The 22,979-nt window shown below is 69.4% G+C and carries 18 protein-coding genes and 2 tRNA genes; 6 read left to right on the forward strand and 14 right to left on the reverse strand.

The annotated features are described in order from the left end of the window. Positions 1 to 136: 136 nt before the first annotated feature. Positions 137 to 2,767: a valine--tRNA ligase gene (locus tag ACIP79_RS41970; RefSeq protein WP_401233187.1), complete on the reverse strand. Its 2,631-nt coding sequence runs from the start codon at positions 2,765 to 2,767 to the stop codon at positions 137 to 139. Positions 2,768 to 2,903: 136 nt separating this feature from the next. Here ACIP79_RS41970 and ACIP79_RS41975 point away from each other — a divergent pair, with 136 nt between their 5' ends. Further along, positions 2,904 to 3,851 (forward strand): hypothetical protein, encoded by a 948-nt coding sequence (locus ACIP79_RS41975; RefSeq protein WP_401233189.1) that lies wholly within the window; start codon positions 2,904 to 2,906, stop codon positions 3,849 to 3,851. Positions 3,852 to 3,934: 83 nt separating this feature from the next. On the opposite strand, the gene clpX is transcribed toward ACIP79_RS41975, so the two are convergent. The 5 genes from clpX to ACIP79_RS42000 all read right to left on the reverse strand — a co-directional run bounded on the left by clpX (position 3,935) and on the right by ACIP79_RS42000 (position 9,387). Further along, on the reverse strand, positions 3,935 to 5,221 hold the full coding sequence (clpX, locus tag ACIP79_RS41980) for an ATP-dependent Clp protease ATP-binding subunit ClpX (RefSeq protein WP_387187877.1): 1,287 nt from the start codon (positions 5,219 to 5,221) through the stop codon (positions 3,935 to 3,937). Between the two features lie 160 nt (positions 5,222 to 5,381). Beyond that, complete coding sequence (locus ACIP79_RS41985; protein ID WP_401233193.1) at positions 5,382 to 6,062, reverse strand: ATP-dependent Clp protease proteolytic subunit; 681 nt, start codon at positions 6,060 to 6,062, stop codon at positions 5,382 to 5,384. A gap of 118 nt (positions 6,063 to 6,180) precedes the next feature. Further along, positions 6,181 to 6,786 carry an ATP-dependent Clp protease proteolytic subunit gene (locus tag ACIP79_RS41990; RefSeq protein WP_401233238.1) on the reverse strand — a complete coding sequence of 202 codons (606 nt, stop codon included), beginning with the start codon at positions 6,784 to 6,786 and terminating at the stop codon, positions 6,181 to 6,183. 930 nt (positions 6,787 to 7,716) lie between these two features. Then, positions 7,717 to 9,105 carry a trigger factor gene (tig, locus tag ACIP79_RS41995; RefSeq protein WP_401233196.1) on the reverse strand — a complete coding sequence of 463 codons (1,389 nt, stop codon included), beginning with the start codon at positions 9,103 to 9,105 and terminating at the stop codon, positions 7,717 to 7,719. Positions 9,106 to 9,310: 205 nt separating this feature from the next. Further along, positions 9,311 to 9,387: transfer RNA gene (locus ACIP79_RS42000), tRNA-Pro, on the reverse strand. A 150-nt stretch (positions 9,388 to 9,537) separates the two neighbouring features. Here ACIP79_RS42000 and ACIP79_RS42005 point away from each other — a divergent pair. Beyond that, positions 9,538 to 9,611 (forward strand) — tRNA-Gly (locus ACIP79_RS42005). A gap of 84 nt (positions 9,612 to 9,695) precedes the next feature. On the opposite strand, the gene ACIP79_RS42010 is transcribed toward ACIP79_RS42005, so the two are convergent. Both ACIP79_RS42010 and ACIP79_RS42015 read right to left on the reverse strand, forming a co-directional pair. After that, complete coding sequence (locus tag ACIP79_RS42010; protein ID WP_401233197.1) at positions 9,696 to 10,304, reverse strand: DJ-1/PfpI family protein; 609 nt, start codon at positions 10,302 to 10,304, stop codon at positions 9,696 to 9,698. Positions 10,305 to 10,466: 162 nt separating this feature from the next. Then, complete coding sequence (locus ACIP79_RS42015) at positions 10,467 to 10,661, reverse strand: hypothetical protein (protein ID WP_383683168.1); 195 nt, start codon at positions 10,659 to 10,661, stop codon at positions 10,467 to 10,469. 613 nt (positions 10,662 to 11,274) lie between these two features. On the opposite strand from ACIP79_RS42015, the gene ACIP79_RS42020 reads away from it, so the two are divergent. Continuing rightward, positions 11,275 to 12,468: an acyltransferase family protein gene (locus ACIP79_RS42020; RefSeq protein WP_401233201.1), complete on the forward strand. Its 1,194-nt coding sequence runs from the start codon at positions 11,275 to 11,277 to the stop codon at positions 12,466 to 12,468. A 37-nt stretch (positions 12,469 to 12,505) separates the two neighbouring features. On the opposite strand, the gene ACIP79_RS42025 is transcribed toward ACIP79_RS42020, so the two are convergent. Together ACIP79_RS42025 and ACIP79_RS42030 are read right to left on the reverse strand one after the other, a co-directional pair. Beyond that, a complete protein-coding gene (locus ACIP79_RS42025) occupies positions 12,506 to 12,958 on the reverse strand; it encodes an HD domain-containing protein (protein WP_383683173.1) in 453 nt (150 codons plus the stop codon). 172 nt (positions 12,959 to 13,130) lie between these two features. Further along, positions 13,131 to 14,315, reverse strand: coding sequence for a PP2C family protein-serine/threonine phosphatase (locus ACIP79_RS42030; protein ID WP_383683175.1), 1,185 nt, complete (start codon positions 14,313 to 14,315; stop codon positions 13,131 to 13,133). A 208-nt stretch (positions 14,316 to 14,523) separates the two neighbouring features. On the opposite strand from ACIP79_RS42030, the gene ACIP79_RS42035 reads away from it, so the two are divergent. Beyond that, entirely contained in the window at positions 14,524 to 15,753 is a 1,230-nt protein-coding gene (locus ACIP79_RS42035; protein ID WP_401233205.1) for a GNAT family N-acetyltransferase, read from the forward strand. 41 nt (positions 15,754 to 15,794) lie between these two features. On the opposite strand, the gene ACIP79_RS42040 is transcribed toward ACIP79_RS42035, so the two are convergent. Together ACIP79_RS42040 and ACIP79_RS42045 are read right to left on the reverse strand one after the other, a co-directional pair. After that, positions 15,795 to 16,604: an Fpg/Nei family DNA glycosylase gene (locus ACIP79_RS42040; protein ID WP_401233207.1), complete on the reverse strand. Its 810-nt coding sequence runs from the start codon at positions 16,602 to 16,604 to the stop codon at positions 15,795 to 15,797. A gap of 123 nt (positions 16,605 to 16,727) precedes the next feature. Next, positions 16,728 to 17,225: a ribose-5-phosphate isomerase gene (locus ACIP79_RS42045; RefSeq protein WP_401233210.1), complete on the reverse strand. Its 498-nt coding sequence runs from the start codon at positions 17,223 to 17,225 to the stop codon at positions 16,728 to 16,730. 218 nt (positions 17,226 to 17,443) lie between these two features. Here ACIP79_RS42045 and ACIP79_RS42050 point away from each other — a divergent pair, with 218 nt between their 5' ends. Further along, positions 17,444 to 18,922, forward strand: a complete 1,479-nt coding sequence (locus ACIP79_RS42050) for an amino acid permease (RefSeq protein ID WP_401233212.1) — start codon at positions 17,444 to 17,446, stop codon at positions 18,920 to 18,922. 28 nt (positions 18,923 to 18,950) lie between these two features. On the opposite strand, the gene ACIP79_RS42055 is transcribed toward ACIP79_RS42050, so the two are convergent. Next, a complete protein-coding gene (locus ACIP79_RS42055; RefSeq protein WP_401233215.1) occupies positions 18,951 to 21,104 on the reverse strand; it encodes a serine/threonine-protein kinase in 2,154 nt (717 codons plus the stop codon). 241 nt (positions 21,105 to 21,345) lie between these two features. Between ACIP79_RS42055 and ACIP79_RS42060 the strand changes: the two genes are divergently transcribed. After that, a complete protein-coding gene (locus tag ACIP79_RS42060) occupies positions 21,346 to 22,071 on the forward strand; it encodes an LPXTG cell wall anchor domain-containing protein (RefSeq protein WP_401233218.1) in 726 nt (241 codons plus the stop codon). 84 nt (positions 22,072 to 22,155) lie between these two features. Here ACIP79_RS42060 and ACIP79_RS42065 read toward each other — a convergent pair whose 3' ends face one another. Then, complete coding sequence (locus tag ACIP79_RS42065; protein ID WP_401233221.1) at positions 22,156 to 22,746, reverse strand: biotin transporter BioY; 591 nt, start codon at positions 22,744 to 22,746, stop codon at positions 22,156 to 22,158. Positions 22,747 to 22,979: the final 233 nt, after the last annotated feature.

Genomic DNA, 22,979 nt, shown 5'->3' on the forward strand with positions numbered 1-22,979 from the left:
CGTCCTCAAACGCCGGACGGGCTGAAAAGGATTTCAGCCCTCCGGCGTTTGAGGAGCGGGGGTTCGGGGGCGGAGCCCCCGAGAGACGGGACGGGAAGGGGCGGAGGGGGCGAAAAACACCCTCCCCGCCCCCGGGTCACGCCTGCGGCAACCGCTCCAGCTGCTCCCCGATCCGGGCGATGTCCTCGTCCGCCTTGGCGAGGCGCGTGCGGATCTTGTCGACCACCTGGTCCGGCGCCTTGGCGAGGAACGCCTCGTTGCCGAGCTTGCCGTTCGCCTGAGCCTTCTCCTTCTCGGCGGCGGCGAGATCCTTCGCGAGCCGCTTGCGCTCCGCGGCGACGTCGATCGTGCCGGAGAGGTCGAGCGCGACGACCGCGCCACCCACCGGCAGCGTCGCCGTCGCCGAGAAACCGTCGCCCTCGGGCTGGAGACGCAGCAGCTGCCGGATGGCCGCCTCGTGCGGGGATAGCGCGGTCCCGTCCAGGGTCAGCCGGGCCGGGACACGCTGACCGGGCTGGAGACCCTGGTCGGCGCGGAAGCGGCGGACCTCGGTGATGACCTGCTGGAGCGTCTCGATCTCCCGCTCGGCGGCGGCGTCACGGAAGCCGCTGTCCTTCGGCCACTCGGCGATCACGACGGACTCACCGCCCGTGAGGGTGGTCCAGAGCGTCTCCGTCACGAACGGCACGACCGGGTGGAGGAGGCGAAGCGTCACGTCGAGGACCTCGCCGAGGACCCGGCCCGACACCTTCGCGGGTTCCCCGCCCGCCATGAACGTCGTCTTCGACAGCTCGACGTACCAGTCGAAGACCTCGTCCCACGCGAAGTGGTAGAGCGAGTCGGAGAGCTTCGCGAACTGGAAGTCGTCGTAGAACGCGTCGACTTCGGCGACGGTCTTGTTCAGCCGGGACAGGATCCAGCGGTCGGTCGCCGACAGCTTCGACGCCTCCGGCAGCGGGCCCTGGACCGTCGCGCCGTTCATCAGCGCGAAGCGGGTGGCGTTCCAGATCTTGTTGGCGAAGTTCCGGGACGCCTGGACCCAGTCCTCGCCGATCGGCACGTCGGTGCCGGGGTTGGCGCCGCGGGCGAGGGTGAACCGGACGGCGTCGGAGCCGTACTTGTCCATCCAGTCGAGCGGGTCGACGACGTTGCCGAAGGACTTCGACATCTTCTTGCCGCGCTCGTCGCGGACCAGGCCGGTCAGCGCGATGGTCTTGAAGGGGACCTCGCCGTCCATCGCGTACAGGCCGAACATCATCATCCGGGCGACCCAGAAGAAGATGATGTCGTGGCCGGTGAGGAGGACGTCGGTCGGGTAGAACTTCTCCAGATCCGGGGTCCGTTCGGGCCAGCCGAGCGTGGAGAACGGCCACAGGCCGGACGAGAACCAGGTGTCGAGGACGTCGGTGTCCTGGCGCCAGCCCTCGGCCTCCGTGCCCGGCGGCTCCTCGTCGGGGCCGACGCAGACCGTCTCGCCGTCCGGGCCGTACCAGATCGGGACGCGGTGGCCCCACCACAGCTGACGCGAGATGTTCCAGTCGTTGAGGTTGTCGACCCAGTCGAAGTACCGCTTCGACATGTCCTCGGGGTGGATCTTCACCCGGCCGTCGCGGACGGCGTCACCGGCCGCCTTCGCGAGCGGGCCGACCTTGACCCACCACTGAAGGGACAGCCGTGGCTCGATCGTGGTCCGGCAGCGCGAGCAGTGCCCGACGCTGTGGACGTACGGGCGCTTCTCCGCGACGATCCGGCCCTGCGAGCGCAGTGCGCCGACGATCGCGGAGCGGGCCTCGAAGCGGTCGAGTCCCTGGAAGGGGCCGTGGACGGTGATGACCGCCCGCTCGTCCATGACCGTGATGGACTCCAGGCCGTGGCGCTGGCCGATGGCGAAGTCGTTCGGGTCGTGGGCGGGGGTGACCTTGACGGCGCCGGTGCCGAACTCCGGGTCGACGTGGGTGTCGGCGACGACGGGGATGGTGCGGTCGGTCAGCGGCAGCTTGATCCGCCTGCCGACGAGGTGCTTGTAGCGCTCGTCGTCGGGGTGGACGGCGACGGCGGTGTCACCGAGCATCGTCTCGGCACGGGTGGTCGCGACCACCAGGGTCTCGTCGCCCTCGCCGTACGTGATGGAGACGAGCTCGCCGTCGTCCTCCTGGTACTCGACCTCGATGTCGGAGATCGCGGTCAGACAGCGGGGACACCAGTTGATGATGCGCTCGGCGCGGTAGATCAGCTCGTCGTCGTACAGCTTCTTGAAGATGGTCTGGACGGCCTGCGACAGGCCCTCGTCCATGGTGAACCGCTCGCGCGACCAGTCCACCCCGTCCCCGAGCCGGCGCATCTGCCCGAGGATCTTGCCGCCGTACTCCTCCTTCCACTGCCAGACGCGCTCGACGAACGCCTCACGCCCGAGGTCCTGCCGGGACCTGCCCTCCTCGGCGAGCTGCTGCTCGACCTTGTTCTGCGTGGCGATGCCGGCGTGGTCCATGCCCGGCAGCCACAGCGACTCGAAGCCCTGCATGCGCTTACGGCGCGTCAGCGCGTCCATCAGCGTGTGCTGGAAGGCGTGGCCCAGGTGCAGCGAGCCGGTGACGTTCGGCGGCGGGATGACGATGGTGTACGCGGGCTTGTCGCTCTTCGCGTCGGCGGTGAAGTAACCCCGCTCGACCCAGCGCTCGTACAGCTTCCCCTCTACCTCGGCCGGCGCGTACTGGGTCGGCAGATCGGAGGTGGGCGCGGGTGGCTGCTGCTGAGCGTTGTCGGTCACCCGGCCAGTTTAGAGGCGTCACGGGGGTGTCCCGAAACGCGTTTCTTTCGTAACGGTGCGGCCCCCAGGGGCCTGGCTCCCTGACCTGTGCGCCAGGATGTCAGGAACACATAAGCATCCGAGGGGGAACCCAGTAATGAGCTACAACCAGCCGGGCCCGTATGGCGGGCAGCCCCAGCAGCCCGGACCGTACGGTCAGCCGGGCCCCTACGGCCAGCAGCCCCAGCAGCCGCAGGGCGGCGCCCCTCAGCCCGGCTACGGCTACCCCCAGCAGGCTCCCCCCACGCAGCCCGGCTACGGCTATCCCCAGCAGGGCGGCCAGGGTGTCCCGCCGCAGACCCCGCCCTACGGCCAGCAGCAGTACGGCCAGCAGCCCTACGGCGCCCCGCAGCCGCCCCCGCCCGGCGGCGGCGGCAAGAAGACCGGCCTCATCATCGGCGCGGTCGCCGTGGTGGCCGCGATCGCGGTGGGCGCGTACCTGGTCCTCGGCAGCAGCGGCGGCGGCTCCGACATCGCGGACGACGGCCCGCACAAGCTGACGACTCCGGCGACGGTGCTCACGGAGTACAAGAAGGCCGAGGGCGAGAGCGGCGACGGCATGACCGCGTCGGAGCTCAAGGACGCCGAGGACAACTGGGGAATCAAGAACCCCAAGGACGTCAGCGCCAACTACCAGTCGGGTGAGGACGCCTCCAACCCGCTGGCCGGGAAACTGCTCTCGTTCGGCGGGGTCTACGGGGAGATCGACGACCCGGAGAAGGCGGTCGACGGGTTCTTCGCCTACATGAAGAAGGACTCCAAGGACGAAGACGTCACGATGGTCGGCAGCCCGAAGGAGTACACGCCCAGCTCGCTGGACGGCGCCATCCTGAAGTGCCAGGAGGCCAAGCTGGACAACTCCGGTGCGGGGACGGGCGAGCCGACGGAGATGAACGTCACCTACTGCGTGTGGGGTGACCACAGCACGCTCGGCTTCGTGATGCCGATGGAGTTCTCGGACATCGCCGCCGGCAAGGGCGCCGACCCCGCGGAGGTGGCCGACACAGCCGCCAAGCTGCGCAAGGAAGTTCGCGTCAAGGCCTGACGCCCGCGGATCGACCACGATCAACCACGAAGGGGCCCCGGTCGGTTGACCGGGGCCCCTTCGTCGTGTGTGTGCGTGCGCGGTTACGCCGTCTTCTGCTCGCCCGGGCCGCGGCCGCGGGCGTCCCGCGGGATCAGGGTCGGGTTGACGTTCGAGCGGACGACCTCCGAGGTGATGACGACTCGGGCGACGTCCTTGCGGGACGGGACCTCGTACATCACGGACATGAGGACTTCCTCCATGATGGCGCGCAGGCCGCGGGCGCCGGTCTGGCGGAGGATCGCCTGGTCGGCGATGGCTTCGAGGGCCTCGCGCTCGAAGTCCAGCTCCACGCCGTCGAGTTCGAAGAGGCGCTGGTACTGCTTGACCAGTGCGTTGCGGGGCTCGACGAGGATCTGGAGGAGGGCCTCGCGGTCCAGGTTGTGGACCGAGGTGATGACCGGGAGGCGGCCGATGAACTCGGGGATCATGCCGAACTTGACCAGGTCCTCGGGCATGACGTCCTCGAACTGGTCCTTGGCCTCCAGCTCACGCTTGGAGCGGATGGTGGCGCCGAAGCCGATGCCCTTCGCTCCCGCCCGCGACTCGATGAGCTTCTCCAGGCCCGAGAAGGCGCCGCCCACGATGAACAGCACGTTCGTCGTGTCGATCTGGATGAACTCCTGGTGCGGGTGCTTGCGTCCGCCCTGCGGCGGGACCGAGGCCGTGGTGCCCTCGAGGATCTTCAGCAGGGCCTGCTGGACGCCCTCGCCCGACACGTCACGGGTGATCGAGGGGTTCTCGCTCTTCCGCGCGACCTTGTCGATCTCGTCGATGTAGATGATGCCGGTCTCGGCCTTCTTGACGTCGTAGTCCGCTGCCTGGATGAGCTTCAGCAGGATGTTCTCGACGTCCTCGCCGACGTACCCGGCCTCCGTCAGCGCCGTCGCGTCCGCGATGGCGAACGGCACGTTCAGCATGCGGGCCAGCGTCTGGGCGAGCAGGGTCTTGCCGGACCCCGTCGGGCCGAGGAGCAGGATGTTGGACTTCGCCAACTCGATGGCGTCCTCGCGGTTCTGACCCGCGCTGTGCTCACCGGCCTGGACCCGCTTGTAGTGGTTGTACACCGCGACCGAGAGCGCCTTCTTGGCCGGCTCCTGGCCTACGACGTACCCCTCGAGGAACTCGTAGATCTCGCGAGGCTTGGGAAGTTCTTCCCAGCGGACCTCGCTCGTCTCCGCGAGCTCTTCCTCGATGATCTCGTTGCAGAGATCGATGCACTCGTCGCAGATGTACACACCAGGGCCTGCGATGAGCTTCTTGACCTGCTTCTGGCTCTTGCCACAGAACGAGCACTTGAGCAGATCGCCGCCGTCACCGATGCGTGCCACGGTGTGCTTCCCCTTCGCCTGGGAGACGCCTAGGTCCAGCGGCTCCTGGTGCTGCCTTATGTCCGACGGTACCTTGCCGAGCCCCCCGTTCGGGCCCCCCTTGGCGCGGTTCACTTTGTCGTGAACCGCGCCAAGGAGCGGCAGATGCTACAGGGATACGTCAGACGACCGCGTTGTTGTTCATCTTCCGGGTGGAGATGATCTGGTCGATCAGGCCGTACGAGAGCGCGTCCTCAGCGGTGAGGATCTTGTCGCGCTCGATGTCCTCGCGGATCTTCTCGATCGGCGTGGTCGAGTGCTTGGCCAGCATGTCTTCGAGCTGCGCACGCATCCGAAGGATCTCGTTCGCGGCGATTTCAAGGTCGGAGACCTGCCCGCGACCGGTCTCACTGTACGGCTGGTGGATCAGCACGCGCGCGTTCGGAAGTGCCATGCGCTTGCCGGGCGTTCCGGCGGCGAGCAGGATCGCGGCGGCCGAGGCAGCCTGTCCCATGCAGACCGTCTGAACGTCCGGCTTCACGAACTGCATCGTGTCGTAGATGGCCGTGAGTGCCGTGAATGAGCCACCGGGGCTGTTGATGTAGACCGAGATGTCACGGTCGGGGTCCATCGACTCCAGGCACAGCAGCTGTGCCATGACGTCGTTGGCGGAGGCGTCGTCGATCTGCACGCCGAGGAAGATGACGCGCTCCTCGAACAGCTTCGCGTACGGGTCGTACTCGCGCACGCCCTGCGATGTGCGCTCGACGAAGCGCGGGATGACGTAGCGGGACTCCGCGCGAGGACCGGTGTACTCGGCCTGCGTGCGGGCGAAGAGGCCGCTGCCGGGGAAGTCGTTCACTGTGTCTCCTGAAGAGCCTGATAAAGGGCTGAGGCGGTCGGCTGGAGGCGCTGGGACGCCTGCGCCGCCCCTGGGGGCGGATGAGAGGCCCGCGCCGCCCTGAGGGGCGCTGAGGGGCTTACGCCGCCCCGGTGCCGCCGCCGCCCGGCATGGCGGACGCGGTGGGCATGATGTCGTCGATGAGGCCGTACTCCTTGGCCTCCACCGGGTCGAACCAGCGGTCGCGGTCCGAGTCGCGGGTGACCTGCTCGACGGTCTGGCCCGTGTGGAAGGCGGTCAGCTCCGCCATCCGCTTCTTGGTGTGCAGCAGCCGCTCGGCGTGGATCTTGATGTCCGACGCGGAACCGGCGAGGCCGGCCGAGGGCTGGTGGATCAGGATCTCGGCGTTCGGCAGCGCGAAACGCTTGCCGGGGGTGCCGGCGCTGAGCAGGAACTGGCCCATCGAGGCCGCCATGCCCATGGCGATGGTCACCACGTCGTTCTTGATGTACTGCATGGTGTCGTAGATCGCCATGCCGGCGGTGATCGAGCCGCCGGGGCTGTTGATGTAGAGAAAGATGTCCTTGTCCGGGTCGGAGGCCAGGAGAAGGAGCTGGGCCGTGATCTTGTTGGCGATGTCATCGTCGACCGCCTGGCCGAGGAAGATGATCCGCTCGCCGAGCAGTCGGTTGTAGACCTGGTCGCCGAGGCCACCACCGATGGGGTCGCCGGCAGCTGTGGGCATCAGATTCGTCACGTATCCACCTGCTCGTCTTACGACGGCGCCGGGCCGTCTCACGTCTTCTGCTGGGGCGTGGGACCCCGGTACACACCGCCATGGGAGCGGCTGTACTCCGCCTCCGGGCGGCTTCGGGGACTCCCCTGCCCTCGTCTTCATGGACCCTAACGCGCGGGTCCCTCCGGGGAATCCCGCAGATGGAACTGTTCGCTGTGAGCGCATGCGCTGCGCTGGCTTGAGCGGGGGTTCAGTGGACCCCGGCCCGGGGGGTGCGGGGAACTTGCGTGGGCCGCACCCACGGGCCGGGGACGCGACTGCCGGGGGCGGACCATCGGCGAGTGCGGCTCGCAGGGGCTTGCCCCGGGGTCCGCCGTGCCCCCGCCAGGGGCGCAGGGAACTGCGCGGCCAGCCCGCACGGGCCGCAGACGCGACTGCCACGGGCGGTCCATCGGCGGGTGCGGCCTGTGGACGGTTGCTCGCGCAGTTCCCCGCGCCCCTACAACCGCGGCCCCGCAAGGGGCGCGGGGAACTGCGCGGCCAGCCCCCACGAGCCGCAGACGCGACTGCCACGGGCGGTCCATCGGCGAGTGCGGCCCGTGGACGGTTGCTCGCGCAGTTCCCCGCGCCCCTACAAAGCGACGCGCCCCGGGGGCAAGCAGTCCCCGGGGACTGTCGTGGCCCCGGCAGGGGCGCGGGGAACTGCGCGGCCAGCCCCCACGAGCCCGCAGACGCGACTGCCGCGCGCGGTCCATCGGCGAGTGCGGCCCGTGGACGGTTGCTCGCGCAGTTCCTCGCGCCCCTACAGCCGCGGACGCGACTGCCGGGGGCGGATCGTCGGCGGGTGCGGCTCGCAGGGTCCTCGCGGCCCTGCAGGACGACGGGCCCCCGGGGGCTGGAAGTCCCCGGGGGCCCGTCGTGGTGTTGAGAGCGGGGCGGTCAGGCCTCGGGCTTCTCCTCGGTGGGGGCCTCGACGGCGTCGCCGTCGGTGGCCGCGGCGGGAGCCTCGTCCTCGTCCTCGTCGTCGAGGTCGACGACCTCGCCGTTGGTGTCCTTGACGACGGCGGCCTCGACGACGACCGCGAGGGCCTTGCCGCGGGCGACCTCGCCGACCAGCATCGGGACCTGGCCGCCTTCGACGACGGCCTGGGCGAACTGGTCCGGGGACATGCCGGAGGAGGCCGCACGCCGCATGAGGTGCTCGGTGAGCTCCTCCTGGCTGACGTTCAGCTTCTCCTTGTTGACGAGCTCGTCCAGGACGAACTGCGTCTTGATGCCCTTGACCGCGGCTTCCTCGGTCTCGGTGTCGAACTCCTCGGCCGTCTTGCCCTGGATCTCCAGGTACTTGTCGAGGTCGAGGCCCATCTGACCGAGCTGGTGGTGCTCGAGGTTGTGCTTACGGGTGTTGATCTCGTCCGCGAGCAGCTTCTCGGGGACCGGGATCTCGACCAGTTCGAGCAGCTTCTCCAGCACGCGCTCCTGGGCCTGCGTGGCCTGGTCGTACTGCTTCATGTTCTCCAGGCGCTTGCGGCTGTCGGCCTTCAGCTCCTCGATGGTGTCGAACTCGGAGGCGAGCTGCGCGAAGTCGTCGTCCAGCTCGGGCAGTTCGCGCGCGGCGACCTGGGACACCTTGACGGTGACCTCGGCCTCCTTGCCGGCCGCCGAGCCGCCCTTGAGCTCGGAGGCGAAGGTGGCCTCGCCACCGGCCTCCAGGCCCTTCACGGCCTCGTCGATGCCGTCCAGCAGCTCGCCGGAGCCGATGGTGTAGGAGACGTCGGAGGCGATGCCGTCCTCCAGCACCTCTCCGTCGACCTTGGCCGTCAGGTCGAGGGTGACGACGTCGCCGTCCTGGGCGGCGCGCTCGACCGGGGAGGTCGAGGCGAAGCGCTCGCGCAGTTCGGTGACGGCCTTCTCGATGTCCTCGTCGGTGACCTCGACGGCGTCGACCTCGACCTCGATGCCGGAGTAGTCCGGGATCTCGATGCTCGGGCGGACGTCGACCTCAGCGGTGAAGTTCAGCGTCTCGCCGTCCTTCAGGTCGGTGATGTCGACCTCGGGCTGGCCGAGGACGTTCAGCTCAGCCTCGTTGACCGCTTCGGTGTAGAACTTCGGGAGCGCGTCGTTGACGGCCTCCTCCAGCACGGCGCCGCGACCGAACCGCTGGTCGATGACGCGCGCCGGGATCTTGCCCTTCCGGAACCCCTTCACCGTGACCTGCTGGTTGATCTTCTTGTACGCCGCGTCGAGGCTGTCCTTGAGCTCCTCGAAGGGCACCTCGATGCTGAGCCGAACCCGAGTCGGGTTCAGGGTCTCCACGGCGCTCTTCACGGTTCGGTCTCCTTGTGGCTGACTTCTTGGGGGTTCTGCTGCGTGCTGCTGCCGTGCAGGGCAGAGCCTTGGGCGGATTTCGCGGCCCTTGAGAGACGTCGTACACAGTGCAGACACACGGGCGCGCAGCTTGCATAGTAACCGCAGGCGGTACACGCCCCAAAAGGTGATGTCGGCGATCGTCCGGCTCACTGGTCCGGCACGGTGGTCGGGGTGGCGGGATTTGAACCCACGGCCTTCCGCTCCCAAAGCGGACGCGCTACCAAGCTGCGCCACACCCCGTCGGTGCGACACGTAGGGTACATGCCCCCGGCGGGTACGGCTGCCGCCTTCCGGAGCGTGCAGGGGACACGTAACGGGGTGTGCGACGAGGGGGTGCGACCCGCTACGATGCTCTCTGTACCGCGGTCCGTGACCTGCGGTGTGTGCTGTGCGGGCGTAGCTCAATGGTAGAGCCCTAGTCTTCCAAACTAGCTACGCGGGTTCGATTCCCGTCGCCCGCTCCATATGACGTAGGGCCAGGCAGAGATCGAATCTCCGCCTGGCCCTTGTCGGTTGCGGGGGCGGAGTCCGGTCCGTGGTGCCCCGCGTCAGCGCAGGGCGGCCTCCCCCGCGTGGACGGCACGCATGGCCCGTGCGACGGTCTCCTCGTTCTCGCCGACCGGGGCCACGTAGTCCATGACGTCGCGGGCGGCGTCGTCCCCGAGGGTCCGGGCGATCACCCATGTGGCGAGGTACTGGGACGCCAGGCAGCCGCCCGCCGTGGCGATGTTCCCCTCGGCGTGGAACGGCGCGTCCAGCACGGTGACTCCGCAGGCCTCGACGAAGGGCCGGCTCGTCATGTCCGTGCTGACCGGCATGGCGCCCAGCAGTCCCAGCCGGGCGAGCACCAGCGCGCCGGAGCACTGCGCGCCGATCAGCTGCCGTGCGGGGTCGAGCGAGAGCCGGGAGACCAGGTGGTCGTCGGCGACCACCTCACGCGTCCGCACCCCGCTGCCGATCAGCACGACGTCGGCCTCGGGCAGGAACTCCATCGGGCGCTGGCCCGTCACCTCGACACCGCCCATGGAGGTGACCACGGGCGTCGGCGTCGTGATGAAGGCTTCGAGGCCGTCCTTGCGGCATCGGTTGATCAGCGCCGAGGCGATGAAACTGTCGAGTTCGTTGAACCCGTCGAAAGTGACCACGGCTACCTGCATCACAGCTCCTCCACGTACGGCGTCGGGTCCCGAGTGTCACCGGGCACGTCGTTGCCGAGGGAGGGCCAATCCGCGGCAGGTGGCATGCCCCTCGGCGGTGTCCGCGGAGGGGCGTAGGAGGGCACCGCGGCCCGGCGTTCGCCGCCGGGCGGGGCCCGCCGCTCAGAACTGGATGGAGTTGATGGTCTCCGCGAGGGAGTTGAGGAACCGCTGTATGTCGTCGGCCATACCTGTCGAGGCGAGGAAGAAGCCGAAGAGCACCGCCACCACTGCTGGCCCCGGCTTGATCGATCCCCCTCGGATCAACACCACCAGGACGATCGCCAACAGGAGCACCACTGACAGCGAAATGGCCACAACTGATCACACCCTACGGTCGGTCCGCTCTCCCGGCCCGGAGGTGCAGCCCCGCACACCCCCGCCAGAACCATCGTGCCACCAACCCGGCTCCCGTATGCCGCGGGTGACACATCGTTGGTCACGGACAGGCGTCCCCTGTACGGCCGTTACCCCCGTCGCGGACTGAACGGCGGTACCGCGCAGAGCAATTGGACGGTGCGACCTCATAGGGAATTCAGGGCGATCGTTTCCATGTCCACACATCCCGTTCGCAGGTAATTCCAATTGCCGTCACAGGCGCATCGAAGGCGTCACGGGCGGGCCGTTAAAGACCAATGAACCGGACATATCTTCAGAGTCGCCCGCGGACCTTATGCACCATTTAGTCGGGATGAATCAGGACGTAACAGCCGCATGCGGTAAGCGGATCGACGTCTGAAGGCCCTGACGATTCAGGTAGTGAGTATCCGCGGATCCTGGGTATACGCGGGCAATGGGCAGACTTCACGACGACAGTTTTACGAGCACGCACAGACGACGCTAGGGTGCCTCAGATGTTCCACGCCGCCACGTCCCCCGTATGCGCAGCGAGGTCACGAATCGTCTCCCCGACTTCTCGGCCGGAGAAACTGTGACGAACTCGCTACGACCGCAAGGCCCGCTCGGCATCCCGCTTCCCCCGGCGCGGCAGCCGACGCGGGGAGTGCCGGGTCCGCGGTCCTCCCCGGCATCACCGGGGGCGGATGCGGCTTCCGCCGCCCCGGGCACCGCGCCCGCCAAGCCCGCGAAGCAACGCGACGCGTTCTTCGACAACGCCAAGTACCTGGCGATCGTGCTCGTCGCCATCGGTCACTCGTGGGAGCCGGTGAAGAGCCACAGCCGCGCCCTGGAAGCGCTGTACACGGTCGTGTACGCCTTCCACATGCCGGCGTTCATCCTCATCTCCGGCTACTTCTCACGCGGTTTCGACATGCGGGCCGACCGGCTCAAGCGGCTGGTGACCGGTGTCGCCGTGCCGTACGTCGTCTTCGAAGTGGCCTACTCCCTCTTCACCCGCTGGGCCGACGACGACCCCGGGCAGGCGATCAGCCTGCTCGACCCCCTGTACCTCACCTGGTTCCTGGTCGCGCTCTTCGTCTGGCGGCTGACGACACCGCTGTGGAAGCTGGTGCGGTGGCCGCTCCCGGTCGCGCTCCTTATCGCCATGCTCGCGAGCGTCTCACCGGACATCGGCGACGACCTGGACCTCCAGCGCGTGCTGCAGTTCCTGCCGTTCTTCGTGCTGGGCCTGTACATGAAGCCGGAGCACTTCCAGCTGATGCGCCGGCGTGAGGTCCGGATCCTGTCGGTCCCGGTCTTCGCCGCCGCGCTGGCGGTCGGCTACTGGGCGGTGCCGCGGATGAGCACCGGCTGGTTCTACCACCGCGACAGCGCGCAGGAGTTCGGCGTCCCGTGGTGGACCGGACCCGTGATGGTCCTCGTGCTGTTCGCCTGCTCGCTGCTGCTCACCGCGTGCTTCTTCTCGTGGGTGCCGCGCCGCAGAACGTGGTTCACGGCGCTCGGCGCCGGCACGCTGTACGGCTATCTGCTGCACGGCTTCCTGATCAAGGGCGGCGTCTACTGGGGCTGGTTCGACCGCGGGTGGCTGCACGAGCCGCTCGGTCAGGCCTTCGTGACGCTGGTCGCCGCCACGGTCGTGACCCTGCTGTGCACCCCGCCCGTCCAGCGCGTCTTCCGCTTCGCGATGGAGCCCAGGATGGCGTGGGCCTTCAAGCGGGACGCGACGGAGATCGCCCGTGAGCGGGTCGGAGCCGGCAGGTCCTAGCCGGCGGCAGGGCTTTGCCGCGGGCCGGGACGGGACCTCAGGGAGCGAGACCCAGCAGTGCGCGCATCGAGGCGTACTTCTTCGTCAGCCGGGCCCTGGTGTGTTCGTCGAGGACCGCGAGGCGGGCCGGGTCGGCGTTGTGCGCCAGGTCCGAGGCCTTCACCAGGAGGGCGCCCGAGGTCGTGCGGATACGTTTCGCGTACGACTCGGGGGCCTCGCCCTCCCGCTTGGTGAGCGCCAGCACGATGTCCTTCGTGCGGTCCGTCAGGGCGGCCTCGCTCAGCCACTCCTGCGACAGCGCGTCGTCCTCGACCGCGTCGTGCAGCCAGGCCGCCGCTATCTGTTCGTCGTCACCGCCGCGTTCGCGTACGCCCTCCGCGACGGCCTGGAGGTGCTCGGCGTAGGGCCGCCCGGCCTTGTCGGTCTGGGCGGCGTGCGCCTTGCGGGCGAGGGCCTCGACTTCGGCCAGGGTCAGGAGAGTTCGCGTCACGGGAACAGTGTCGCTCCCTGGGGGTGCTGTGGGGGGTCGGACGGGGGTGCAGTCTCAGGGGTTTTCGCCCCCTCCGCCCCTTCCCTTCCCGTTTCCGGGGGCTGCGCCCCCAGGCCCCCGCCGCCGCGCTTCGCGCTCGTCCTCAAGCGCCGGACGGGCTGGAAGAGACTTCTCAGACGATCGCCGCGGGTGCGGCCGGGCCGCCCTCGCGGCAGATGAGCAGCAGCGCCCTGTCGTCGTTGACGTCCTTGGCGACGGCCTCGATCAGGTGCCAGGCCGCGCCGTGGAAGCCGCCCGCGACATAACGGTCGGCCTCACCGGTGAGGCGGTCGATGCCCTCCACGATGTCGCGCTCCGAGGTCTCCACGAGACCGTCGGTGAAGAGCATGAGGACGTCGCCGGGGCGCAGGGAGCCCTTGACGGGGTCGAACTGGGCGCCGTCGTACACCCCGAGGAGCGGGCCCTCGGCGGCCTTCTCCTCCCAGCGGCCGTTGCCGGCGCTGAGCTGGAGGCCGGGCGGGTGTCCCGCGGAGAAGAGTTCGTAGTCGCCGGAGTCGAGGTCGAGGACCAGGTGGATCGAGGTGGCGAAGCCCTCGTCCCAGTCCTGGCGCAGGAGGTAGCCGTTCGCGGCGGGGAGGAAGGCGTGCGGGGGCAGCGAACCGAGCAGGCCGCCGAAGGCTCCGGACAGCAGCAGGGCGCGGGAGCCCGCGTCCATGCCCTTGCCCGAGACGTCGGTCAGCACGACCTCCATGGTCCGGCCGCCGTTCGTCCGCGCCGCGACCACGAAGTCGCCGGAGAACGACTGCCCGCCGGCCGGGCGCAGCGCCATCTCCCGGTGCCAGCCCAGCGGCAGCTGCGGGAGCTTGCTCTGCACCCGGATGCGCTCGCGCAGGTCGAAGAGCATGGTGCCGCCGCGTCGCCACGGCACTCCCACCCGGCTGCGGAACTGCGCGATCAGCAGACCGAAGAAGCCGCAGGCCGCGACGACGAGGACCACACCCGGCGTGACTCTGGCTGGGCCCTCCGTGTACGGGCCGAGCTTCACGGACTCCACTATCAGGGCGGTGGCGGCCGCGGCGTACAGGCTCAGCAGGCTGGCGGGGCGCAGCAGCAGGCCGCCCGCCACGATCGGCAGGACCAGCACCGCGGGTGAGATCCACACCGAGTTGACCAGCGTCGTGGCCGCGATCACCGGGATCGTCAGCAGCAGACCCGCCAGCGCGATCCAGTCCGAACCGTCACCGCGGAAGTAGTCCACGGCGGATCTGCGCAGGCCTGTGCGTGCCCGGTGCACCTGCTTCTTCAACCGGGCCGTGAACGTATCGGCTTCAGCGCGCCGCTCTCGTCCTGCTGCCATTAGTTCGGGACCCTATCCATCGGACCAGGTGCTTGGCACGGGAGGTCCCACTTGTCCCCCGTCCGAGCGCTCAACTTCACAGTGAAATCCGCGGGAAGGCGTCCGGTGAACGCCCTGGAAGCCGTCACACGGGTCCGCGTACGGAACGTCCGCGGCGACGCGAAGAAATTCCCTGGCCCGTACCGCAATGCCCTGGTAGGCATGGCCTATGACGACTGACGTGCGGGTACTTCAGCAGACCGAGTGGAACGCGTGGTACGACAACCTCATCCGCGCCTTCGGCGGAGTGCCGGAGTCGTCCGAGGAGCGCGAACTCTACAACGCGCTGACAGAATACGACCGTTTCATCGGAGTTTGGGACAGTGACCAGGTGGTGGGCACCGCGGGTGCCTTCAGTTTCCGGGTCACGGTGCCGGGCGGCGCCTCCGTACCGGCCGCGGGCATCACGATGGTGAGCGTCGCGGCCACGCACCGCAGGCGCGGTGTGCTGCGGTCGATGATGCGCCGCCAGCTGGACGACATCCGTTCCTGGGGCGAGCCGCTGGCGGTCCTGACCGCGTCGGAGCCGGAGATCTACGGCCGGTTCGGCTACGGCATCGGGACGTACGCGCTGAACGCCGAGATCGACACCAGCCGCGTACGACTGTCCGTGCCGCCCGGCACGGACGACGTACTGCTGCGGTACGCGCCGCCGGCCGAGGTGCTGGACGCGTGCGAGGCGGTGTACGCGCGGTTGGTGCCGGGGCGTCCGGGCATGCTGGCGCGGCAGCCGGGCTGGGAGCGGGAGCGGCTGCTCGACCCGGAGAGCGACCGGGGCGGCGCGTCGCCGATGCAGTGCGTGGTCGCCGAGCGGGACGGCGAGGTGGTGGGTTACAGCCGGTTCCGCGTCAAGCCGGAGTGGGACGAGGGCGGGCCCAAGGGCAACGTCGTCGTGGAGGACCTGGAAGGGCTCGACCCGGCGGCGCGGGCCGCGCTGTGGCGGTTCCTCTTCGACATCGACCTGACCGCGACGCTCCGCACCCGCGGCCGTCCCGTCGACGAGTCCTGGCAGCACATGGTCTCCGACATCCGGCGCTGCGGTCTGCGGCTGAGGGACGCGCTGCATGTGCGGCTCGTCGATGTCGGCGCCGCGCTGGAGGCCCGGACGTATCAGGCGCCGGTGGACCTGGTGTTCGAGGTCGAGGACGCGTTCTGCCCCTGGAACGAAGGGCGTTGGCGGCTGTCGGGGGACCCGAAGGGCGCGTCCTGCGTGCGCACCGACGATCCGGCCGATCTCGCCCTGTCCGTCAAGGAGTTGGGGTCGGCCTACCTCGGCGGGATCTCCCTCGCCTCGCTCGGCGCGGCCGGGCTGGTCCGGGAGCTGCGGCAGGGGGCGCTGACCGAGGCGTCGGTGGGCTTCACCTCGCCGGTCGCCCCCTGGCTGCCGCACGGCTTCTAGCCCCACAGTGGGCGGGGCGGCGGGGAGTTGCCGGGCAGGCGCTAGGAGCGCTGGCAGTCCGGGCACCAGAAGAGGTTGCGGGCGGCGAGACCGGCGGTGCGGATCTCGCCGCCACAGATGTGGCAGGGCAGTTGGGCCCTGCGGTAGACGTAGACCTCGCCGCCGTGGTCGTCGACGCGCGGCGGGCGCCCCATGGCTTCGGGGGTGTGTTCCGGGCGGACGGTGTCGATGCGGTTGTTGCGGACGCCCTCGCGCATGAGGTCCACCAGGTCCGTCCAGATCGCGTCCCACTCGGCGGGAGTGATGTCCTTGCCCGCCCGGTACGGGTCGATGCCGTGCCGGAAGAGGACTTCGGCGCGGTAGACGTTGCCGACGCCCGCGATGACCTTCTGGTCCATGAGGAGGGCGGCGATCGTCGTACGGCTGCGGGCGATCCGTTCGTACGCGGTCGACGGGTCGGCGTCCGGGCGCAGCGGGTCGGGGCCGAGGCGGGCGTGGATGGCCCGCTTCTCGTCGTCCGTGATCAGGGCGCAGGTGGTGGGGCCGCGGAGGTCGACGTAGCCGGTGGGGTTCGCGAGGCGGAGCCGGACGGTGTCGGTGGGCGGGGGTGCGGGGGCGTCGCCGAAGGTGACCTTGCCGAAGAGGCCGAGGTGGATGTGGATCCAGTCCTCGGCGCCGAAGTGCAGGAAGAGGTGTTTGCCGTGGGCGTCGGCGGACGCGAAGGCGGTGCCGTCGAGGAGGGCGGCGGCGTCCGCGAACTTGCCCTGTGGGCTGGTTACGCGGGTGGGGGTGCCGGTGAATCTGGCCGCGTAGTCCTTGGCCAGGCGGTGAATCGTGTGCCCCTCGGGCACGGGGTCCTCCTGCTTTTGTGATCCCCGGGTGGGCGGGGGGTTTTCGCCCCCTCCGCCCCTTCCCGTCCCGTATCCGGGGGCTGCCGCCCCCAGACCCCCGCATCGGCCTGAACGGCCTCGTCCTCAAACGCCGGACGGGCTGTTCGGGTGGTGGGGCGGGATCGGGGGCAGGTCGCCTGTCGTCTCGTAGGCCGTGAGCATGTTGATGCGGCGGACGTGGCGTTCCTCGCCGGTGAACGGGGTGTTGAGGAAGATCTCGACGAACTTCGTCGCGTCTTCCTGGGAGTGCATGCGGGCACCGACGGCCACCACGTTGGCGTTGTTGTGCTCGCGGCCCAGGGCAGCGGTCTCCTCGCTCCAGGCGAGGGCGGCGCGTACGCCGGCGACCTTGTTCGCGGCGATCTGCTCGCCGTTGCCGGAGCCGCCGATCACGATGCCGAGGGAGCCGGGGTCCGCCGCGGTCCGCTCCGCGGCGCGGAGGCAGAAGGGCGGGTAGTCGTCCTGGGCGTCGTAGATGTGGGGCCCGCAGTCGATGGGCTCGTGCCCGGCGGCCTTGAGCCACTCGACGAGGTGGGTCTTGAATTCGAGACCGGCATGATCGGAGCCGAGATACACGCGCATGCTCCGAGTGTGACACGGCTGTTTCGCTTCGGCCTCGCCGGGTGCCCACGAGGAAAAGTGCGGGCAACACTACAGAACCTCAAGCAAACCTCAAGTAACGATCTGGAATCAAAGGTTCACGAATTCCTTTACCTCCGATTCACTGGACCGGCTCGTACGCCCCACCGCTACCGCTCGTACGGGCGATCTGTTCGACCGGCGAAAAGGAATCCCCCCTCATGACCTCGCAGCCGACCCCCACGAAGGCCGCAGACGGCCCCGGAGGCCCCGCGGAACCCGACGGCGGCCTTCAGGCCGGACTCAAGAACCGTCATCTGTCGATGATCGCCATCGGCGGTGTCATCGGAGCCGGGCTCTTCGTGGGCTCCAGCTCCGGCATCGCCACCGCCGGGCCCGGCATTCTCCTCTCCTACGCCCTGGTGGGGACGCTCGTCGTCCTCGTCATGCGGATGCTCGGTGAGATGTCCGCCGCGAATCCCACGTCCGGTTCCTTCTCCGCCCACGCCGACCGCGCGCTCGGCCGCTGGGCCGGCTTCTCGATCGGCTGGCTGTACTGGTTCTTCTGGGTGGTCGTGCTGGCCGTCGAGGCCACCGCCGGGGCCAAGATCCTCGAAGGGTGGATCCCCGCCGTCCCCCAGTGGGGGTGGGCGCTCATCGTGATGGTCGTCCTCACCGCGACCAACCTGGTGTCGGTGGGGTCCTACGGCGAATTCGAGTTCTGGTTCGCCGGGATCAAGGTCGTGGCGATCGGCGGGTTCATCGTGATCGGCGTGCTCGCGATCCTCGGTGTGCTGCCGGGTGCCGACACCGACAAGGCCGGCATAGGGAACCTCACCGACCACGGCGGCTTCCTGCCCAATGGGCCCGGCGCGATCCTCACCGGTGTGCTCCTGGTCGTCTTCTCCTTCATGGGCAGCGAGATCGCGACCCTCGCCGCCGGTGAGTCCGAGGACCCGCAGCGTGCCGTCACCAAGTCCACCAACAGCATCATCTGGCGCGTCGGCGTCTTCTACCTCGGCTCGATCTTCGTGGTCGTGGCCCTGCTGCCGTGGAACGACCCGTCGATCAAGGAGCAGGGTTCGTACGTCGCCGCCCTGGACTCCCTCGGCATCGCGCACGCCGGTCAGATCATGAACTTCATCGTGCTGACCTCCGTACTGTCCTGCCTCAACTCCGGGCTCTACACGGCCTCCCGGATGGCTTTCTCGCTCGGCCGGCGCAAGGACGCGCCGAAGGCGTTCGCCAGGACCACCTCACGCGGTGTGCCCAGGACCGCCATCCTCGTCTCCGTCGCCTTCGGCTTCGTGGCCGTCTTCTTCAACTACAAGTTCCCGGACTCGGTCTTCCTCTTCCTGGTCAACTCCTCGGGCGCGGTCGCCCTGTTCGTCTGGCTCGTGATCTGCTTCTCGCAGCTGCGGATGCGGAAGATCATCCAGCGGGAGGCGCCCGAGAAGCTCGTCGTGAAGATGTGGCTGTACCCCTATCTGACCTGGGCGACGGCCGCGTTGATCGTGTTCGTGCTCGGCTACATGCTGACCGACACCGAGCACGACGGCCGCGAGACGGTCCTGCTCTCGCTGCTCGTCGCGGCGGTGGTGCTCGTGATCGCCGTGATACGGCAGAAGACCGGAGCGGGCGCGTCGTCCGTGGAGGCTTCGGACGACCCGCGTGACGGGGCCGAGGTGAAGGTCGGCTGATCCGGGCCGGGGGCGCCCGGCAACGGTCCTAGAGCACGGTGAAGTCCTTCTTGACCTGTTCGTAGACCTTCAGTGCCTGGTCCTCGATGTCCGGCTGGTACCAGGTGTTGATCTGGTACGACTTCCCGTCGGCGTCGAAGCCGAGCAACTGGGCGTGCCAGCGCGTCCCCTGGAGCATGAAGAGGTACTCCCAGACGATCGCGGGGCGGCCCCGGAAGGTCGTCTCCTCCAGGCGGATCTTCTGGTAGCCCTGCCCCTGACGGGCGTTGCGCTCCGAGGTCCGCCAGGTCTCCATGAGGTCGCCCTTGGCCAGGGAGGACTTGGCCGCGAGCTCCTGTTTGCCGTCGGGCGAGGTGTAGTGCACCTCGGAACCCGTCTTCAGGTCCCGCCGCCAGCCCTTGGGCGTCACCCACGCGTACCCGCCTGCCTCTCGGTGCGCGCCCGGGGCCAGGCTGGGCGGGCGTGACGTGCCCTCGACGGTGGGAGAGGAACTGGCCGCCGGGCCGGTCGCCGACGAGGGGTTCGATGAGCTCGCCCTGTCGTCGTCGGGCGGTCCGCCGCTCGCCGCGACCACCAGCCAGACGACCACTCCCGCCGCGACGACACCACTGCCGGTGAGCAGCCCCAGACGGCGCCGGCTCGAACGCGGGCGGGCGGGTACGGCGGGGCCGGGGAGCTCGCCGGGGGGTTCGCCGTGAGACGGGGGCGCGGTCGTGGTCGGGGTCGTGGGGACGGGGGCCGGGAGGAACCGGGCCTCGGTCACGGCTTCCGCGGTGCGCGTGGGGGACGCGGAGACCGAGGGCGTCGCGGAGCCGACCTCCGTGCGCAGTTCGGACGGGACTTCGGTGGAGGCGTTGGCGGCGCTGGACGCGTTCGAGGCGTTCGAGGCGTTCGAGGCGTTCACGGCATTCGCATCGTTCGAGGCGTCGGACGCCTTGGACGCCTCAGATGTGCCGCCGGGCTCCGGGGCGCCGGGGGCCTCCGGCGGGGCTTCCGGGACGGCGGGCGCGGGTTGCTCCGGACGGGGCTTCTTGAAGTCGAGCGCGCCCTTGCGCGCCGGGGCGTGGCCGGGCGGTATCGCGTCCTCCACGGGGTCGGGCTCGGGATCGGCCACGTCGGGATCGGTCCCGGATTCGGCCGCCGCCGCTGCCTCGGCCTCGCGCTTCGGCGCACGGGAGACCTCGGGTTCCGGCTCCGGCTCCGGCGCGGGATCAGGCTTCGGATCGGGCTCCGGATCGGGCTCCGGATCCCGCTCACGTATCTCCCCCACGAGCTCCGCGCCCAGGTATACGGGCGTGGGCGACTCGATGCGGACGGGAGAGACGGGGGGCGCCGAGGTCTCGGCCGCCTCGCGCTCCGACGCCGGACCGGGGTCCGCCGCCAGGCCCCCAGGCGCCGTCTCCGGCAGGGGGACACCGCCCGTCGCCGGTCCCGGGAACACCAACCGCCCGAGCTGCGACTCGAGTTCCTCCAGGCCTGGGCGGACCGACGGCTCCTTCTCCAGGAGGGCCGCCAGGATGTCGCGCAGGTCGCCCGCGGAGGAGGGGAGTTCGGGTTCCTCGTACAGAACGGCGTGCAGGGTGGCCAGGGTGGTGGCGCGGGAGAAGGGGGAACGGCCGCCGAGTGCCGCGCAGAGGGTCGCTCCCAGCGACCACACGTCGGACGGCGGGCCCTGCGGCCGGCCGGAGATGCGCTCGGGCGCCATGTAGTCGGGGGAACCGACCAGCATCCCCGCCATGGTCAGCGCCTTCGCGTCCTGCATCGCGGCGATGCCGAAGTCGGTGAGGACGATTCGGCGGCCACCGCGCTCGACCAGGACGTTGCCCGGCTTGATGTCACGGTGCAGCACTCCCCCGGCGTGCACCTGGCGCAGCGCCACGACCAGTTCGAGCCCGATGCGGGCAGCCTCGCGCGTGCCGAGCGGTCCGTCCTCCACGACGAGCTGCTCCAGCGAGCGGCCCGCGACCAGTTCCATGACGATCCAGAGCCGCTCGCCCTCGTCCACGACGTCGTAGATGCGTACGACATTGGGATGGTCTATCCGGGCCGTGGCCCTGGCCTCCCGCAGCGTGCGTTCCCGTCGGGTCCGGGTGTCCTCCGGGTCGAGTCCGTCTATCCGCATCTCCTTGACCGCGACCTGCCGGTCGAGCATGTCGTCGGCGGCTCGCCACACCCGCCCCATTCCCCCCTGCCCAATACTTTCGACCAGCCGATATCGCCCCGTCACCAATAGTCCCGGAACACCGCCCCGCACATTCCCCGACAATCCCCGCACCCCCTCGACACCCGTCACAATCGGCCGTCACACCAGCACCACTCAGAAACTCAATGGTCACACTTCAGGCCGTACCAGCATAGTGCGGAGAAATCTTGTGGTACCTCTTCAAGTACTGCGAATTCAGGCGCAGCCAAGGGGGACGAACATGAGTTCTCGTCGTACGACGACCATCGCCGGATCGCTGATCACGGCCTCTTTCTCGGCCGTGATGATCCTTCCCGGCGCAGCCGTCGCGGAAGACCAGGGGCCGGGGAGCAGCAAGGGGGGAAAGGCGGTCGACGAGGCACCGGCGGATGTGAAGCTCACCACGCTGCTGCCGGAGAAGATCTCCGTGGACAACAGTTCTCAGAAAACGGCGATCACCGCCACCGTGAAAAACGAGGGGACCAAGGGAAGCGGCGACATCCGGCTTTTGGTGGTCGGTTTCGACGGCTTGACGGTCAAAGGCGTAAAGGGCTGTTCAGCAATCGCCGAAGGGGATCTTCCGGAGGGGTCGAACAGCGGTTTCAGCTGCGCCGTCGGCAATCTGGCGGCGGGCAAATCGAAGTCGTACGCCGTCGATGCCACGTTCGATCTGAGCAAGACCGGAAAGATCTGTCTGCCGGTGCAGACGAGCGATGGGGCGAAGACGTTCTGGCAGCAGGGCCCGGTGCCTTTCGGGACGACGAACCCGTCACCGAACGCCCCGGCCACCCCGCTGCTGCTCGGCACCGACAACACGCCGGTGGCACCCGGCGGGGACACGCTGCCGAAAACCGGTGGCGAGAGCGGGGTCCTGCCGCTCGGCGCGGCGGGCGCGGCGCTGCTCTCGGCAGGGGCGGCCGGTCTCTGGTGGGTCCAGCGGCGGCCGCGGCGGGACCGAACCGTGTGAGGTGAGAGCGGAGGGGGCCGGAAGCCGGGCGTGGCTTCCGGCCCCCTCCGTACCCGGGACCACTGGTGACTTGCGGGCGGAACGTCAGCGGTCGAGGAACTTCCAGGCCGTGGGCAGGACGCCCATCGCCAGGGCCGCTTTCAGGGCGTCGCCGATCAGGAACGGGGTGAGGCCGGCCGCGACCGCCGCACCGAACGACATGCCGGTGGCGACGGCGAGGTACGGGACGCCGATCGCGTAGATGATCGCCTCGCCGAGCAGCATCGTGCCCGCCATGCGCAGCACGGAGCGGTCGGCGCCGCGGCGGGCGAGGGCGCCCACGACGGTGGCGGCCAGCAGCATGCCGAGGACGTAGCCGAAGGAGGGCGCCGAGGTGCCGGAGCCGCCGCCGGCGAACCACGGCACGCCCGCCATGCCGACGAGCGCGTACACCGCGAGCGAGAGCAGGCCGCGCCGCGCGCCGAGGGCCGTGCCCACCAGGAGCGCGGCGAAGGTCTGCCCGGTCACCGGCACCGGGGAACCGGGGACGGGCAGCGCGATCTGGGCGGCGATGCCGGTGAGGGCGGCGCCGCCGACGACCAGGGCGGCGTCCCTGACGCGGGAGACGGGGAGCAGGTCGGCGAGGACCTCGCCGGGGCGGATGCCCTGGCGGGCGGTGGCGGCAGCGGTGCTCATGGGGACTCCGGCGGGGTGACGGCAGTTCGGGACACGGTGACGCTATCCCAGGGGTGCGCGGGCGATCACCGTCAGCGGTCGACAAAGCGGGGAGCCGGGGGTTGGTCGCCTTCTCACAAAGGAGGCGGGGTATGCCGTCTTCGGCGTGACGCTGGTCACTGAGGTGGGGTCGTTTCTGCAACGCGGGTGGCGTGCGGGTGGGCTGTGGGGTTCCGCCAAAGACGCCTCGCTCC

Source organism: Streptomyces sp. NPDC088747 (genome assembly GCF_044751025.1).
Lineage (GTDB): Bacteria > Actinomycetota > Actinomycetes > Streptomycetales > Streptomycetaceae > Streptomyces.